This is a genomic window from Sorangium sp. So ce836, assembly GCF_028553905.1.
GTDB lineage: Bacteria > Myxococcota_A > Polyangia > Polyangiales > Polyangiaceae > Sorangium > Sorangium cellulosum_D.
The window spans coordinates 1,264,120-1,280,795 of the sequence record NZ_CP102233.1; the positions used below are offsets into that span (position 1 = coordinate 1,264,120).

General features: G+C 71.4%; 9 protein-coding genes. 5 read left to right on the forward strand and 4 right to left on the reverse strand.

Annotated features, from left to right (window positions below; genetic code table 11):
- Both NQZ70_RS04750 and NQZ70_RS04755 read right to left on the reverse strand, forming a co-directional pair.
- Positions 1-939 (reverse strand): aldo/keto reductase, encoded by a 939-nt coding sequence (locus NQZ70_RS04750; RefSeq protein WP_129573149.1) that lies wholly within the window; start codon positions 937-939, stop codon positions 1-3.
- Positions 936-4,598 carry a kelch repeat-containing protein gene (locus tag NQZ70_RS04755; RefSeq protein ID WP_129573150.1) on the reverse strand — a complete coding sequence of 1,221 codons (3,663 nt, stop codon included), beginning with the start codon at positions 4,596-4,598 and terminating at the stop codon, positions 936-938. The genes NQZ70_RS04750 and NQZ70_RS04755 overlap by 4 nt, the downstream gene beginning before the upstream one ends.
- 334 nt (positions 4,599-4,932) lie before the next feature.
- Here NQZ70_RS04755 and NQZ70_RS04760 point away from each other — a divergent pair, with 334 nt between their 5' ends.
- The 3 genes from NQZ70_RS04760 to NQZ70_RS04770 all read left to right on the forward strand — a co-directional run bounded on the left by NQZ70_RS04760 (position 4,933) and on the right by NQZ70_RS04770 (position 10,174).
- Complete coding sequence (locus NQZ70_RS04760; RefSeq protein ID WP_207217744.1) at positions 4,933-7,956, forward strand: DNRLRE domain-containing protein; 3,024 nt, start codon at positions 4,933-4,935, stop codon at positions 7,954-7,956.
- A gap of 446 nt (positions 7,957-8,402) precedes the next feature.
- A complete protein-coding gene (locus NQZ70_RS04765) occupies positions 8,403-9,008 on the forward strand; it encodes a hypothetical protein (RefSeq protein ID WP_237245034.1) in 606 nt (201 codons plus the stop codon).
- A gap of 194 nt (positions 9,009-9,202) precedes the next feature.
- Complete coding sequence (locus tag NQZ70_RS04770) at positions 9,203-10,174, forward strand: pectinacetylesterase family protein (protein WP_237245035.1); 972 nt, start codon at positions 9,203-9,205, stop codon at positions 10,172-10,174.
- Between the two features lie 72 nt (positions 10,175-10,246).
- On the opposite strand, the gene NQZ70_RS04775 is transcribed toward NQZ70_RS04770, so the two are convergent.
- Positions 10,247-11,593: a DUF1552 domain-containing protein gene (locus tag NQZ70_RS04775; protein ID WP_129573154.1), complete on the reverse strand. Its 1,347-nt coding sequence runs from the start codon at positions 11,591-11,593 to the stop codon at positions 10,247-10,249.
- 35 nt (positions 11,594-11,628) lie between these two features.
- The gene (locus NQZ70_RS04780; RefSeq protein WP_237245036.1) at positions 11,629-13,359 is read right to left on the reverse strand and encodes a DUF1592 domain-containing protein; all 1,731 of its coding nucleotides are present in this window, start codon (positions 13,357-13,359) and stop codon (positions 11,629-11,631) included.
- A gap of 941 nt (positions 13,360-14,300) precedes the next feature.
- Here NQZ70_RS04780 and NQZ70_RS04785 point away from each other — a divergent pair.
- Together NQZ70_RS04785 and NQZ70_RS04790 are read left to right on the forward strand one after the other, a co-directional pair.
- Positions 14,301-14,993 (forward strand): ROK family protein, encoded by a 693-nt coding sequence (locus NQZ70_RS04785; protein WP_129573155.1) that lies wholly within the window; start codon positions 14,301-14,303, stop codon positions 14,991-14,993.
- A gap of 174 nt (positions 14,994-15,167) precedes the next feature.
- The gene (locus tag NQZ70_RS04790; RefSeq protein ID WP_129573156.1) at positions 15,168-16,457 is read left to right on the forward strand and encodes a cytochrome P450; all 1,290 of its coding nucleotides are present in this window, start codon (positions 15,168-15,170) and stop codon (positions 16,455-16,457) included.
- The last annotated feature ends 219 nt before the right edge of the window (positions 16,458-16,676 follow it).

The window sequence follows — 16,676 nt, forward strand, 5'->3', positions numbered from 1 at the left end:
TCACCCCTCGATCCCGGCCTGATTCAGGCGACCTGCGAGCTCCGCGAGCGCCGTGTCGCGGAGGTAGGGGGGCATGCCGGCCTCGCGGACGAGCTGGTCGAGCTGGGCGACCGAGCGGGGGCCGAGCACGGCGGACGAGACGAGGTTGTTCGCGAGGACGAAGCGCAGCGCCACGGAGCGGAGCGAGACGACGGCGCCCGCGACCAGCGGCCGGAGGGCGTCGAGCTGGCGGAGGCGGGTCCGGAGCTCGTCGCGGTTCCACCGGTGCATGCGGTGATCGTCGGGGAAGAACTCGCGGTCGGGGCTCCACTGGCCGGCGAGCAGCCCGTGCGCGAGCACCGAGCGGGCGAGGACGCCGGCCCCGCTCTCGGAGACGTCGCCGGCGACCTCGTGGAGGTCGCCGGGGAGGAAGGCGTTGTAGGCGAGCTCGACGAGATCGACCTCGTCGCGCAGCGCGGAGCGGGCGACGTCCGCGGAGCCGGCGCTCACGCCGAAGGCGCGGATCTTCCCGGCCTGCTTGAGCTCCTTCAGGTAGGCGAGGGGCTCCTTCGTCTGCATCGCGGCCACGGTGGGGTTGTGGAGCAGGACGACGTCGACCACGTCGCGGGCGAGCCGCTCCTGGGAGCGCTCGAACGCGGTGCGGAGGTAGGCGGGGTCGAAGCGCTTCTTCGGCGGGCCCTCGAGATCGGTGCCGATCTTGGTGACCACGAACGTGGCGCCGGCGCCCTTGAGCCGCTTGCCGAGGCGGCGCTCCATCTCGCCGCGGCCGTAGACGTCGGCCGTGTCGAAGAGGTCGATGCCGACCGCGAGCGCGCGATCGATGACGCGATCGGCTTCGGCCTCGGAGACCGGGCCGTAGCCGTCGCCTGAGAGACCCCAGGTGCCTAGGGCGAGCTCCGAGACCTGGAGGGTGGTCTTGCCGAGGGGGCGTTTCCTCACGTGCGGCGATCTACACCAGCGCGGGGAGCGCGCCACGAAATAGGCAGACGCCCGAGGAGCAGCGCCGCGAGGAGCCAGAGCGGACCGTGGCCGGCATCACCCGGGGCGCCGCCGGGGGAAGCGCCCGCCGCGCAGCCGTTGCCGTGGAGCCGGAGCTCCCCTCGAGGGGCGCCGCCGGGGGGCTCCTCGCCGCCGGCGACGTCGCCGCCGGCATCGCCGCCCGCCGCCGCGCCCGCCCCGCCGGAGCCGCCGGCGGACCCGCCCGCTCCCGGCTCGGCCCCGCCCGTCCCGCCGCCGCTGCCGCCGCTGCCGCCGCTGCCGCCGCCGGTCCCGCTCGGCCCGCCGCCGCCAGAGCTCCCGCTGCCGGGCGGGTCGTCGAGCAGGCAGCCGCCGGCGCGGCACTCGCCCCCGGGGCATGGGGTCCCCTCGAGCTTGCTGCGCTCGACGCAGGCGCCGTTCGGCGCCACGCAGACGAAGCTTTTGCACGGGCCCGGATCGGGCTGGGGGCACACGTAGCGCTCGGTGCCGGCGCATCGCCCCGCCTGGCAGGTGTCGGCAAGGGTGCAGGGATCGCCGTCGTCGCAGGGGTCGCCGTCCTGCTTGGGTGGCTCGCAGCTGCATGCCCGATCGGAGGTGGTGCCCGGGTCCGCGACCGTGGGGCAAGCGTCCTCGACGTCCGGCTTGCCGTCGCCGTCGTCGTCCTCGTCGCACGCGTCTCCCTTGCCGTCGCCGTCGGTGTCGATGTTCGCGGTGCTCGGCGTGTCGGGGCACCTGTCGTCCGCGTCGACGATGCCGTCGCCGTCACGGTCGCGCGAGCAGAGGCCGCCGATGCAGGCGCCCTCGGCGCACTCGACCGTCGCCTCGCAGGGCGCGTCGAGGGGCTTCTTCGTCGAGCAGGTCGGCCGGGCGCAGTAGGCGCCTCCGGCGCAGTCCTCGTGCGCGGAGCAGCGGGTCAGGCACGCGTCGTCCGCGCAGACGTAGAGGCCGCACGCCACGGCGGCGCGCTCGACGCAGGCGCCGTCGGCAGTGCAGCGGCTCGGCGGGACGCTGGAGGTCGCGTCGACGCAGGCGCCGGGGGCGCACACCGTGTCCGGCGCCGCGAGGGCGTCGGCGGGGCATGCGGCGGCGGCGCCGGTGCAGGTCTCGGCCACGTCGCAGGGGCCGGCGGCCGTCCGGCAGACCGCGGTGGCGGGCGCGAAGGCGTCGAGGGGGCATGCGGCGGCGGCGCCGGTGCAGGTCTCGGCCACGTCGCACACGTCCGCCGCCGGCCGGCAGACCGTGGTGGCAGGGGCGAAGGCGTTGGCGGGGCAGGCGGCGGCGGAGCCGGTGCAGGTCTCGGCCACGTCGCACACGTCCGCCGCCGCGCGGCAAACCGTGGTGGCAGGGGCGAAGGCGTTGGCGGGGCATGCGGCGGCGGCGCCGGTGCAGGTCTCGGCCACGTCGCACACGTCCGCAGCGGGCCTGCACACCGTGGTGGCCGGCGCGAGGGCGTTGGCGGGGCATGCGGCGGCGGAGCCGGTGCAGGTCTCGGCCACGTCGCACACGTCCGCCGCCGGCCGGCAGACCGTGGTGGCGGAGGCGAAAGCGTTGGCAGGGCAGTCGGCGGATCGACCGGTGCAGGTCTCGGCCACATCGCACAGGTCCGCCGCCGGCCTGCACACGGTGGTGGCGGAGGCGAAGGTGTTGGCAGGGCAGTCGAGGGAGCTGCCGTTGCAGCGCTCCTCGACGTCGCAGAGGCCGGCCGAGCCGCGGCAGAGGCCGCCCGAGGCGCGCGGCCCGCACACGCCGTTCGCGGACGCGCCGGCCGCGGTGCTGCAAGCCTGACAGTCGCCGGGAGCGCCGCCGCCACACGCGGTGTTGCAGCAGACCCCGTCGACGCAGTGGCCGCTCAGACACTCGCCATCGGCGAGGCAGGACGCGCCGTTGGGAGCCTCGATGGTATAGAGCTCGGCGCTCGACAGGGCGAGCGCGGTGTTCCGCCCGCCCGCCGCGAGGAGCTGGCCATTGGCGAGCGCCACGAGCGTGTGAGACCCGCGGGCGGTGGCCATGACGTCGTCCGCGGTCCAGGCCGCGGACGGCGCCGCGGCCGGATCGTACCGCGCGGTCGTCTGGAGATAGGCGCTGCCGTCGAAGCCGCCGGCGACGAGGACCTGGCCGCTCGAGGGGAGAAGCACCGCGGCGTGGCTGCTGCGCGCGCCCGGCATGGTGCCGGCCGGCGACCAGGTCCTCGCCGTCGGGCTGTATCGCTCGGCGCTCGCCAGGTGCGTCCCGTTCGTGCCGCCGGCGACCAGGACATCGCCGTTCGGGAGGAGCGTCGCGCTGTGCAGCCGCCGCGCCGTGCCCAGGCTGCCGGCCGCCGACCACGCGTTGGCGGCGGGGTCGTAGGTCTCCGCCGTGGCGAGGTAGGCGGTGCCGTAGCCGCCCGCGACGAGCACGGCGCCGTTGCTCAGCAGCACGGCGCTGTGCGCGTAACGAGTGCTCATCGTCCCCGCGGTCGACCATCTGCCCGTCTCCGGGTCGTAGCGGCGGGCCTCGCCGAGCGCGTAGGTGCCATCATAGCCGCCCGCCACGAGCACGTCGCCGTCCGCGAGCAGCGTCGCCGTATGGAGCGCTCGATTGGGGATGTTCTCGGCGTTCGTCCAGGTATTCGTGTCGGGATCGTAGATCTGCGCCGTTCCCAGATACGTTGCGTCGACGCGGCCGCCCACCACGAGCACGCGGCGGCCATCGTTCAGCAAGGTCGCGGTGTGCTGGTATCGCGCCGTGCTCATGGCGGCCGCGGGCGACCACGCGTTCGTCGCGGGGTCGTACAGCTCCGCGCTGCTGAGGGCGATGGCCCCGTTGTACCCGCCCGTGACGAGGACCTGGCCGGCGCGCGAGCCGCTCGTGATCAGGGTCGCGGTGTGCTCCCGGCGCGCCGCGCTCATCCCGGTGGGCACCCCTTCCCAGACCGGATCGACGAGCACCGCCTCCCCCTCGGCGTCCACGTGCAGCGCGAGCGTCGCGCCCTCCACCGAGAGTCGCGCCTCGACAGGGCGCTTGCCGCCGTCGGCGAAGGCCTCCGGCGCCGTCACGCGCAGCCGCGGAGCGCCCGTCTCGTCCACGACGAGCACCACCTCGCCCGCCTTGCGCAGCGAGGCGCCTTCGATGTGCCATGAGGCCACGGGGGCGCCGCGCTGGACCACCTCGGGCTCGAGCAGCAGCCACTCCTCGGCGACGCCGGACGCGGCGGTCCAGAAGGATGTGCCCCCGGGCCGCCGATAGGCGATCGCGCGGCCTGCCCGCGTCCCCTTGCCTTGAGCGCCCGCCTCGCGCACCCGGATGTCCATGGCGCCGGGGCACACGGCCTCGGGGCCGTCGCACCCTCCGGCCCCAGGGAGGCGGAAGCGGATCGCCTGTCCCGCGTCGCCGGGGAGCTCCACCGTGAGGAGCCCCGGGGCGGGGCCTCCCGGGATCGCGAAGACAGCGCCCCTCTCGACGAGCGCCTCGCCCCCGTCGAGCACGCGCGCCGCCACCGTTGGGAACCGCTCCGAGAGCGCGTCGGCCGCCGTCGCCTCGCCGCAGCCTCCACAGGCCGTGATCGCCGCGAGCAGCCACGCTGCCCGCAGGGGATGGCGGACCGCCGAGCATTCCCCGAGCGATATGGAGCCCCGCAACATTGCGGCCATGAGAACCAGGCGCCAGGAACGTCGTCAAGCCGGAACTACGTGAGAGCATTTCTGTTGTGGCTGAATGATGCGCTGCCGTTGTCTGCGACGGGATCCGCGCGCTCCGGCCCGGGTACGCAGGTTTTCTCTGTCTTATTCATGGAGTAGCGCGAGGCGTCCTGAGATGACCCGCGGCGAGGCGCGCCCCGCACGCGCTGAAGGCGCCACGAGCAAACGCGATTGATCGTAACAAAAAGCTTCCATGGCGCCGCGGGCAGATGCATTATCATGGCGCCTCTTTGTGTGGAGGCGAAGCGAGGACAGGATGAGACGCAATGTTCATCGGGTGTTGACCGCCGGCATCGTGGCGCTCACGGGGGGGGTCTCGAGCGAGGTGCTCGCGGCCGGGCCGGACGCCGTGATCTACGACCCAGGTTGCCTTGCGGGAGGTTCGCTGCCGCCGAACGACGACGGATCGAGCGGCGTCGTGCCGCTCCCCTTCGAGGTCAACTTCTACGACCGGCACTACAACACGGTCTACATCAACAACAACGGCAACATCACCTTCGACGGCCCCCTCAACGTCTACACGCCGTTCCCGCTCGAGACCACGAACCGCGCCATCATCGCTCCTTTCTTCGCGGACGTCGACACCACGGGCGCCGGCTCGGGCGTCGTGCACTGGGGCGAGCTCCAGGGGATACTCCCGGGCTATCAACGGCCCCGGAAGGCCTTCTGCGTGCTGTGGGCGGACCCCGTCGCTCCGCCGAACGGGTTCGCAGGGGTCGGCTATTACCCTCAGAGCACCGACAAGCTGAACATCTTTCAGGTCCTCCTCGTCGACGCGCGGACGTGCGTCGCGGGAGACCCCGACGCGAACTGCGATCCGTCGAGCCAGGATTACCGGCCGGCAGGGGACTTCGACATCTGGTTCAACTATGATCAGATCCTGTGGAACTCCGGGTCTGCGAGCGGCGGCCTCGGCGGCATCGGCGGCGAGACGGCCCGCGTCGGCTTCGCCTCTGGGACGGGGGCAGGAGCCTTCGAGCTGCCGAAGCCGCAGCTTCAAACGGATCCAGAGCCCAGGGACATTTTCACGGACTACGATGTATCTTACAGGCTCATCGACAACGAGATGGGGAGCAGTCAAAAAGGGCGCTACAAAATCAAGATAGATGAGAATACGGGGGGGCTGGGCTCGAGCGTCATCACGGGCACCGTCCAGGCCCTCAACGCTCAGGGCCAGATGGCGGGGGTGGCCGGCGCGCCGGTGCAGATCTGCCGGGCGGTGTCCGCGGCGGCGCCGGATTGCCCGTGGTTCGGGACGACCAACGCGAGCGGTGGGTTCACGGCGAACGCCCTCGTCGAGGGCCAGTACACGATCACGGCGTTCCCGCCGGCGGGGAGCGTCTTGATCCAGAGCGAGGTGTCCGTCGGCGTCGCGGATCAGGCGTCGGCGACGATCACCCTCGGCACGCCGGTCGCGCCGCCCCCAGGGACCGGCCTCGAGCCCTCGTTCCAGGGCGGCGGCGACGTGCCCGTCGTCTACTGGCACGACCCCACCACCCTGACCACGCCCGGCTGCGCCGGCGGCACGGCGACCTACGACGTGAAGTTCGGCTCCGTCACGTTCGCGTCAGGCTGGATGCAGCTCGACGGCAACGGCCAGTTCACCGCCGTCATTCCTCCGTTTTACCCGAACCACGGCGCAGCCACGATCCTCATCCAGACGCAGTGCGGCTCGACGGTCACGAGCATCGCGTTCCCGATCTACATCGACCCGAGCGGGTGGGTCCGGACCGTGGGCGGCGCTCCCATCGACGGCGCCACAGTCACCCTCTTCCGCTCCGACAGCGGGGCGCCGGGCTCCTTCACCGTGGTGCCCGACGGCAGCGCCATCATGTCGCCCATGAACCGCGCCAACCCGAGCATCTCCGACGGGGAGGGGCACTTCGGCTGGGATGTCGTCACCGGCTATTACAAGGTCCGCGCCGAGAAGCCGGGCTGTCACGCGCCCGACGACGCCGCGCAGCCGTATGTCGAGAGCCACATCATGCGCATCCCGCCGCCGGTCTTCGACCTGGATCTGCGGCTCGACTGCGGCACCGGCGCGGTCGGCGACACGACCGCGCCGACGCTCTCCGTGCCCGACGACCTCGTGCTCGAGGCGACCGGCGCGAGCGGCGCCCCGGCCACGTTCACGGTCTCCGCGATCGACGACGTCGACGGCGCCGTCCCCGTGATCTGCACGACGCCCCCGGGCACCACCGTCCCGATCGGCGTCACCGTCGTCCACTGCTACGCGCTCGACGCCACCGGCAACCTCGATTACGGCACCTTCGCCGTCATCGTCGAGGACACGAGCGCTCCGGTCCTCACCGTCCCCGGCTCGATGACCCTGGAGCCGACGGGGCCCTGGGGCGCCGAGCTCGCCTTCGTCGCCGTCGCGATCGACGTTGTCGACGGCGCGGTCCCGGTGACCTGCTCGCCCGCGCCGGGCACCGTCATGCCGGTCGGCGTCTCCACCGTCTCCTGCAGCGCGACCGACGCGGCGGGCAACGCGGCGAGCGCCTCCTTCGACGTGAGCGTCCCCGAGTGGGTCGACTCCGACGCTGACGCCGTGAGCGACACCTTCGACAACTGCCCGCTCGCCGCGAACCCGGACCAGGCCGACGCGGACGCCGACGGCGTGGGCGACGCGTGCGACAGCTGCCCGCTCGCGGCGAACGCGAGCCAGGCCGACGCGGACGCCGACGGCGTGGGCGACGCGTGCGACAACTGCCCCGGCGACGCCAACCCGGGGCAGGGCGACGACGACGCCGACGGCGTGGGCAACGCCTGCGATCCGATCTGCGTCGCCGTCCGCCGCGGCGGCGCCGGCGGGGCCGCCGACGCATTCATCTCCAGCTCCGAGCCGAACACGACCTCGGGCTCGTATCCTGGCCTCTTCACCGGCGTCTCCGGCTCCGGAGAGAAGATGAGCCTCGTCGCCTTCGATCTCTCGGGGATCCCCGGGGACGCCACCATCGAGGGCGCGACGTTCTCGGTGAGAGCGCTCTACGCCCCGACGGCCGCGACGCTGGAGGTCCACGCGATCACCGCGCCGTGGACCGAGGCCACCGTCACGTACAACACGCTGAACGGCGCCTTCGACCCCGCCGTCGAGGCGTCGCTCGCCGTGCCGGCCAACCTGACGACCACCGTGTCGTGCGACGTGACCGCGCTCGTCCAGGACTGGGTCTCGGGCGCGCTCGCCAACCACGGCGTGCTCCTGCGCGAGCTCGGTACGGGCAAGCGGACCCTCCGGTCGAGCGAGGAGTGGAGCGCCGCCGAGCGGCCGCGCCTCGACCTCTGCTACGTGACGCCCTGACAGACCAGCCCGCATCGCCGCCAACCACGGCCGAGGGGCGCTCGCCGCCCCCTCCGCCGTGGCCCCCTCCGCGGTGGCCCCCTCCGCGGTGGCCCCCTCCGCCGTAGACCGCCTCCGTGTGACCTCATTTCCTGACCACGCGCCGGACGTCGAGGTCGAGCCCGCGCTCCGGTCCGTCAGCGACGACGGCCGCCCACCGCCGCGCCTCGGGCGCCGCCGCGGTCGTCCTCTCCGTCGCGTTCTCCCTCCTTCTCCGCCATGAGGCGCGCTGGCAGGGGCCGCCGGGGCGCCACGTCCCTGCGCGCTCGGCGGCGGAACGATCCATGCCAGAGGAGCCGGGGAAGGGGAGTGATGTGGCGGCGAGCGGGGCGGCGCGCCGAGGGCAGGTGACCAGGGGACATGCAGAGTCCACCCCTGCCCGCGGACGACGAAGGGGGCTGTAGAGTATGGCGAAAGGTCCTAATGAGGCATCGAGGGCCGAACCCGTCAGCGACCGGAGATCACGGCCGCCCGCGGCGAGCGCCTCCGCGCGGCGCGCGCTGGAGCTCGTGGCCGTCCGAGGCAAGGACGTGATCGGCGTCCGCCACCTGCTCGCCGAGGGCCGGGCGCACATCGGCGACACGCCCGCATCCATCGCGCGCGTGCCGTCGGGAGAGCTGGACAGGGCGGCCCCCGTCATCGCGGAGGTGACCGGCGCGCGCTACGTGCTGCACGTCCCGCGGCGGACGAGGGCGCGCGTCCACGGCGCCGACGGGCTCGGGCGCTTGCTGACCGGCCCCGCCGACATCGAGCTCCAGGAAGGAGACCGCGCCGTCCTCGTGATCGGCGTGGTCCAGATCCGCGCGCAGATCGTGCCCATCGAGATCATCTCCCGGCTGGGCGCGTCCGGTCTGCGGTGGATCGGGCTCATCGGCGCCCTCTACCTCGTCGCGCTCGCCATCTGCGCCGCCCTGGCGCCGCGCGACCGAGCGCGCCTCGACGAGGGCTCGATTCGAAGCGCGGTCAGCGCCGCCGCCGCGCAGCTCTGGGCAGAGCACGCCCCGGCGCCGTAGCGCTCGTCACCGCGGCCGTCGCCGGCGGACAAGCCTGGGAGTCGCGGAATGCTATCCTCACTCCCATCATGCGCTTCAACCCCGCATTCCCTCCATTTCACATACCGCTGTGTCTGCTCGCCATCGTCGGCTGTGGCGGCTCGTCCGCCAAGGACGAAGGCCCGAACAGCCCGCCACGGGCAGGGATCCTGAGCTTGCCGTCCGGATGGAACACCATCGAGCCGGGCGGCGAGACCACGTGCGCGCGCGGCGATCCGTTCAAGTACCTCGTGCGCCCGGGCACCGTCAATCGGCTCATCGTCGAGTTCCGCGGCGGCGGCGCGTGCTGGAGCGCCGCCACCTGCTCCCCCGGCGCCGACATCTTCCAGGACATCGTCGGCGACGATCCCCTGACGACCGGGATCTACGATCATGACAACCCGGACAACCCGTTCAGGTACTGGCACCATGTCTACATTCCCTACTGCACCGGGGATATCCACTGGGGCGACAACGTAGCCACGTACGGCCAGGGGAGCAGCGCCGTCACCGTCCGGCACAAGGGCGCCGTCAACGTCCGCGCCGCGCTCGACTGGATCTACGCGAACGTCCCCGCGCCCGAGAAGGTCTTCGTGACCGGCTGCAGCGCGGGCGCGTATGGCTCGATCCTGTGGTCCGCCCACCTGCGGGAGCACTACAAGAGCGCGTCCGTGGTCCAGTTCGCCGACAGCGGCGCGGGGGTCATCACCGACGCTTTCTTCAACGACAGCCTCCCCTCCTGGAAGCCCGAGGGCGCCTATCCGACGTGGATCCCCGGGCTCGAGCCGGCCGAGCTCGTGAACCTGTACGTGCTCTACGAGAAGATCGGCGCGCACTACCCCGACATGCGCCTGTCGCAGTACAACACGGTCCACGACGAGGACCAGATCTTCTTCTACACCGCCATGGGCGGCGGCGGCGGCGCGGAGGCGTGGTCGGAGGCCATGAGAGCGTCCGTCGACCACATCGAGGCGTCGACGCCGAACTTCCGATCGTACCTCGCCGCCGGCAGCGCTCATTGCATCCTCTGGCGGCCGGAGTTCTACACCGTCGAGTCGGGCGGGACGCCCCTCGTCCGATGGCTCGACGCGCTCGTGAACGGCGAGCTGCCGCCCAGCGTCGCCTGCGACGACTGCGGCTCACCGTAGCGGGCGCGCGGGCGAGGGGCGAGCGCCGCCCCCGCCGCGGTCGAGCGAGCCGGCGCCCCGCCTCCGGAGCGGCTACGTCAGGTTGGTGAGCGGCCCGGTGCAGTCCCGCGGGTCGCCGAACGTGGTCCGGGTGTCGCCGAACAGGTTCAAGATCGAGACGAGCAGGTTGTTGTGCGGGAGGTTCGGGTACCGGACCCAGCGTCCGGTGCGCAGGCCGCCGCCGCCGCCGGCCAGCAGGAACGGCATGTCGTTCTTCTTGTGCGTCGGCGGATCCGAGAGCTCGGAGCCGAAGAAGACGACGCTCTCGTCGAGCAGCGAGTGCCCGCCCATGTCGACCTTCTCCATCTCCTGCAGCAGGTAGAGGTGCTGCTTCGAGTACCAGTTGCAGATGGCCTCGCACTCGTTCGGCTTGAAGCCGCCGTCGTGCTGGTAGAAATGGTGGTGCTCGGTCAGGTTGAGCCAGGGGAAGGTGTGCTTCGCCTCGGTGTCGCTCCACTGCAGGGTGCCGACCGCGGTGATGTCGCAGGCGAGCGCCATCACCATCATGTCCGTCAACAGCTTGCCGACCTTGGGGATCGCCGCGTCGGTCGAGGTGTCCTTGATCGAGCCGTTGTCGGACGAGTTGAGCCCCGTGCGCGGGTTGTAGTCGGACGTGTCGACCCTCGTCGGCACCTTGCACGCGCTCGTCGCGACCGGGGTGTTGCTGAGGCTCTGCTCGATCTCGCGGATCTTCGTCAGGTGCTGGTCGACCTTCTGCTTGTCGGCGGCGCCGAGCTTCCCGGACAGGGTCGCGTAGCGCCGGTCGAGGAAGTCGAGGATCGATTGCTTCCGCGCGAGGCGACGGGCGGCGTCGTTGCCGTCGTTCGGGTTCAGCGTGCCGAAGAGCTCGGTGAAGATCTCCACCGGATCGAGGCGCGGCGGGATCGGCTTGTGCGGCGCGTCGTTCTCGAAATTCACGGCGTTCATCGGCGACAGCAGGCCGTGAGACTTGCCCGTCGCCCAGCGCAACGCGATCTGGATGCTGGCCTTCGCCTTTTGACCGGCGGAGATCCGGGCGGCGATCACCTGATCGATGGACGGCCCCTTCCCGTAGCCGCCGTTGTTGGCGCCCTCCTGCGCCGTGCCCGTGAGCCAGGCGATGATCCCGGCCTGATGCTGCTCGCCGCGCGCGCTCTTCATGTCGAGGCCGTCGACGACGAGCAGCCGGTTTTGCACGGGCGCGAGCGGCGCCAGGATGGGGCTCAGGGTGAAGCTCGTCTCCGAGCCGGTCGGCCTCCAGCGGTTCATCACGGTCCCGCCGGGCGTGTAGACGGCGAGGAAACGCTTGGCGGGGGCGGGGGCCGCGTGCGCCTGGCGTTCGGGGCCCATGATCTCCAGCCAGGGGAGCGAGACCGCGATGGCGCCGGCCCCTCGCAGCATGGCACGTCGGCTCAAACGAAAATTCGACATGACCGTCACTCCTGTCCTGAAGCCAAGTAGTGGAAAGCGTCCGTCTGCGTGAGATCGATCAGGAGCTGTTTCACGTTGTACCCGGACGCCTCGAAGGCGGTCGTGACAGCCTGTTCGGTGCACTGGTCCTCTTTGCGCAGGGTGAGGCCGTACGCGAACTCGCTCCAGCGCTTGGCGAAGCAGTGCTGCACCTCCTCGGAGGCGGCGAGCTTCTGCACCAGCTCGATCGGCCCGCTCACGTCCCCCAGCGTGCCCGGGACCGTGCCGCTCGGGTCGATGACGACGTCGTTCTCGGTGGTGCGGTACAGCCCGACCGCGTCGTAGTTCTCGAACGCGAAGCCGACCGGGTCCATGAACTGGTGGCACCCCGCGCACGCCTTGTCCTTGCTGTGCTGGCTGAAGCGGTCCCGCGCCGTCGCGCCGGAGTACGGATCCGGCGGCTTCACCTTCTCCAGAATATCGCCGGTGGGGAGCGGGATCGGGATGCACATGAGCTTCTGCAGCACGAACGAGCCGCGGACCACGGGGTTCGTGTTGTTCGAGTGCGTCGTCCCGGCCATCACGCCCGCCTGGGTGAGGAGCCCGAGGCGCTGGGTCGTGTCGAGCTCTACTTTTTGGAACTCGTCGCCCTTCACCCCGGAGACGCCGTAGAACGCCGCGAGCCGCTCGTTCATGAAGGTGTACGGGGCCGTCAGGATGGACGCCCAGGAGCCGGTCCCCTCGAAGATCTCGTGCTCGAGGAACCGCTGTGTCTCCTCGCGCATCAGCGAGCCGATGGTGCGAGAGAAGGTCGGGAACGCCTCCGCGTTCCGCTCGAGATCCGCGAGGCTGCTGATGGGGAGGAGGTTGTCGAAGAAGAACCGGATGGTGGGCCGAGACCGGTCATCGTCGAGCATGCGCTCGGCGTGCTTGCGCACGCCCTCCTTCGTCGAGAGCTCACCCGCCTGCGCGGCCATGCGCAGCTCCTCGTCGGGCATCGTGCCCCAGAGCAGGTACGAGAGCCGCGTCGCCATCTCGTCGCCCGTGGGTCGGCGGAGCTGGGGGCGCTCCGGGTCGGGCGTTCCCCATTCGATGCGGTAGAGGAAATCTGGCGATTGGAGCAGCGCCTCGATCATCGTCGCGACGCCGGTGGCGAACGTCGCGTCGGTCCGGCCGACGCTGTACAGCGCGAGGAGCTCCTCCGCTTCGCCGCCGGCGAGCGGCCTGCGGTACGCGACCGGGGCGAGGCTCTCGATGATCGTGCGCGCGCACGCCGCCTCGTCCGCCGCCGCCACGTTGCGCGCGCAAGGGGCGAGCTTCGCGAGCGCCTCCGGGGTGGCGGTCGCGCGCTGGGCGACGCCCTCCGCGACGGTGCCCAGCTGCTCGGCCAGCAGGCTCGAGACCGACAGCGTGTCCGCGTCGTTGCCGAAGCCGTTCCCGACATCCTCGCTCGGCAGCGAAAAGGCGGGATCGGTCGTGTCGCCCAGGAGATCGCGAACGGTGTTGTTGTACTCGACGCGCGTGAGCCGCCGCAGCGGCGCTCGCCCGGGGTACACCACGCCGTCCTTGCACGCGAGCGGGGCCCCGGGGGTGGGATCCTCGACGCCGGGCTCGGCGCCGGGCTTGTCGCCGGGCTCCGCGCCGGAAGAATCGCCCAGGTTTCCGATGCAGCCGCTGGCCAGGAGCAACGCGGCCAGGATCGCCGACCGAGCGCCTCTGAGCGGGAGCGCCTGGTCATGATGGGAGGGCCTAGACATGAATGTCCCTCTTCGCCCGCTGTGGGCACGCTGAAGGTAATTGTCGAACAGCTGGCTTCCCTGACGACGTCGTCAGAGTATCATGGGCGTAGCCCCCAGAGGGGCACGCTGGAGCTCTCGAGGAGCGGTCGACAGCCATAACGAAGAAGTGCAATGAGACGGTGAATTCATCGCCTCTCGCGTGGCTCCGTAAAATTACCAGACGGGCCTCATCGAACGCACCGGTGTCCCCGAGGACGATCTCGTCACGATCCGTCGCAACGCAGGTCACGCCGTCCCCACGCTCGCCACGCGGCCGCTCCGCCGGATCTTCGAAACAACATCTCCCGTGGGGAGCGCCAAGGATCTCAGGACCTTCGCCGAACGAGCGAGGTGGATCGTGTTCTCTGGCGGAACACCCTTGGTGAAACGCTATCCATCATCGATCCGCAACCGCGCCCCCGACGCCGAGCGAGCGGAATCGGTGCCGAGGCCGATCGCGGGCGAAGGCCTTGGCGGACCCCTCCAAGGCGAAGCAAAAGGATGCGGCTCGGATCAAATGTTAACGATCACATGGCCCATGTCAACCACAAATCGGCCGGCCCTCGGGGCTCCGCGAGCCCCGGGGCGGGACGAGGCGGGCGGGGGCTCCGCCGGAGCGTCGCGTCAAAAAGCCGTGCGCTGGAGCCGGTACCTGCGCTCGCAGCGCGTCTCGGCCGTGCTCGTGGCAGCGGCCCAGGGGCGCCCGGCGCGCTCCGCTCCCTCTCCAGGGGCGGGCGCCAGCCATTGTTATCGTTAACAACGCGTCGCGAGGGCGCGCGCTCGCGACGCTCGGGCTGTCATGTTGCGGCTCCAGTTGACACACGGCCGGCGCTCCAGATGATGTCCGCCGCGATCGCGGGCGCGCCGACGTGCCCGCGGCAGCCTCGGAGGAAGAGCTCCGGGAGGAGACAGAGGAATCCATGCGCACGCTTTGCATCGATATCGGCGGAACGGGGATCAAGGGCACCATCCTCGACGAGCAGGGGACTCCGATGGCGGATCCCATGCGCGTGCCGACGCCGCAGCCGGCCTCGCCGGACCCCATCCTCGACGTCATCGACGGGATGGCCCGCGCGCTGGGGGAGTTCGATCGCGTCTCGATCGGCTTCCCCGGCGTGGTGATGGACAACGTGACCAAGACGGCGCCGCACCTCGACAATGAGAAGTGGAGAGGCTACCCGCTCGCCGAGGCGGTCGAGCGCCGCCTCGCGAAGCCCGTGCGCGTGGCCAACGACGCGGGCATCCAGGGGCTCGCCGTCGTCGAGGGCAGGGGGCTCGAGATGGTGCTCACCTTCGGCACGGGGCTCGGGTGCGCCCTGTACATCGACGGCCACTACGTGCCGAACCTCGAGCTCGGGCACCACCCCTATGGAAAGCGGGACCTGAAGTACGAGGATCGCGTGTTCGACGCCGAGTGCAAGCGCATCGGACCGAAGCGCTGGAACAAGCGCGTGCGCCAGATGATCGCGCAGCTCGAGCCGATCTTCAATTACCGCAAGCTCTACCTCGGCGGCGGCAACGCGCGCCTGCTCGACGTCTCGCGGCTGCCCGAGAATGTCGTCGTGGTCGACAACGTCGCCGGCCTGCTCGGCGGAATCAAGCTCTGGGCCTAGCGAAGCGCCTCCCGCGCCGCGGGCAGGCTCTGGCCGCCTCTCCCGCGGTGCGCCGGCCGGGCGGGCGCTCGGCGCGCGCGGGCCGCGCCGGCCCCCGCGCGGGCGGCGCCGGCTCCCGGCCGGGCGCGGGCCGCGCCGGTTCCCAAGCGGGCGCGGCCGTCGTACCCTGGGCGAATGAACTCGCCCGACGCACCGAAGCCCGACGCGACGCCTGCGGCCACTCCAGCGGCGGACGCTGATCTCGATCCGTTTCGCCTTCAATCGCCGGAGACCTTCGCGAACCCGTATCCCGTGTACGCAAAGCTCCGCGAGCAAGCGCCGGTGTACTTCAGCGCGGCCTACAACGGCTGGCTCATCACCCGCTACGATCAGGTCGCCGCGGGCTTCCGCGACCCGCGCCTCTCGGCGAAGCGCTCCAGCGCCTTCGTGACGAAGCTGCCGGAGGACGTGCGCCAGCGGCTCGAGCCGTTGCGCCGCAACCTGGCGTCGTGGGCCTTGCTGCTCGATCCCCCGGAGCACACGCGCATCCGGTCGCTCATCAACAAGGCGTTCGTGCCGCGGCTCGTCGAGGGGCTGCGCTCCCGGGTGGAGGCGCTGGTCAACGAGCTGCTCGACGCGGTCGCGCCCACGGGCCGGATCGACGTCCTCCGCGACCTCGGCGACGTCCTGCCGCTGCTCGTGATCGGCGAGGTGCTCGGCGTGCCCACCCAGGATCGGCACCGGCTGAAGGGTTGGTCGAACGCGCTCGGCGGGTTCCTCGGCTCGGGCCGGCCGACGCTCGAGATCGCGGGCGGCGCGCTGAGCGCCGTCGCCGAGATGGAGGACTATTTCCGCGGCGTGATCGCGGCCCGGCGGCAGAGCCCCGGGAGCGACCTGCTCAGCCAGCTCCTCGTCGCGGAGGAGCAGGGGATGATCCTCGGCGAGCAGGAGCTGCTGTCGACGTGCTGCATGTTGCTCTTCGGCGGCCACGAGACCACGAAGAACCTGATCGGCAATGGCCTGCTCGCGCTGCTCCTCCACCCGGCCGAGCGCGACGCGCTCCGCGAGACTCCCGCGCTGATCGGCCCGGCGGTGGAGGAGCTGCTCCGTTACGACTCTCCGGTCCAGTGGATGAGCCGCGTCGCCCTCGACGACATCGAGCTCGACGGCGCGCGCATCGCGAAGGGCGATCGCGCTTTCCTGGTGCTCGGCGCGGCGAACCGCGATCCCTCGCAGTTCCCCGATCCTGACCGGCTCGACTTCCGCCGCACGGACATCCGTCACATCTCGTTCGGTCTCGGCGTGCATTACTGCGCCGGCGCCGCGCTTGCCCGGGTGGAGGCCCAGGCCGCGATCTCCACGTTCCTTCGCCGTTTCCCGAACGCCGCGCTCTCCTCCGCCCCGCTGACCTACCGCCAGAACCCCGGCATCCGCAGCCTCACCGCCATGCCGGTCGAGCTTGGCGCGCAGAGCTCCGCCTCCTGACCTCACCCATTCTTCGACAGAGCGCCTCTCTCCCCCTGGTGCTCACCGCCCCTCTCCCCCCTCCAACGGAGCGCCTCGAGCCGCCGGCGGGAGGGGAGGGTGCGCGCGGGGGGCGAGGGGGAAGGGCCCCGCGGATCCGAGCGCCGGCCCGCATCGCAGCGACCCCCTCCCAGATCTCCATCTCCCGTCCTCATGGCCATCGCCACCACAAGGCGCGAG

Excerpts from the sequence above, each read along its gene's own strand:
- NQZ70_RS04755 (WP_129573150.1), bottom strand. The coding sequence starts at position 4,598 with ATGTTGCGGGGCTCCATATCGCTCGGGGAATGCTCGGCGGTCCGCCAT.
- NQZ70_RS04765 (WP_237245034.1), top strand. The coding sequence starts at position 8,403 with ATGGCGAAAGGTCCTAATGAGGCATCGAGGGCCGAACCCGTCAGCGAC.
- NQZ70_RS04775 (WP_129573154.1), bottom strand. The coding sequence starts at position 11,593 with ATGCTGCGAGGGGCCGGCGCCATCGCGGTCTCGCTCCCCTGGCTGGAG.
- NQZ70_RS04780 (WP_237245036.1), bottom strand. The coding sequence starts at position 13,359 with ATGTCTAGGCCCTCCCATCATGACCAGGCGCTCCCGCTCAGAGGCGCT.
- NQZ70_RS04785 (WP_129573155.1), top strand. The coding sequence starts at position 14,301 with ATGCGCACGCTTTGCATCGATATCGGCGGAACGGGGATCAAGGGCACC.
- NQZ70_RS04790 (WP_129573156.1), top strand. The coding sequence starts at position 15,168 with ATGAACTCGCCCGACGCACCGAAGCCCGACGCGACGCCTGCGGCCACT.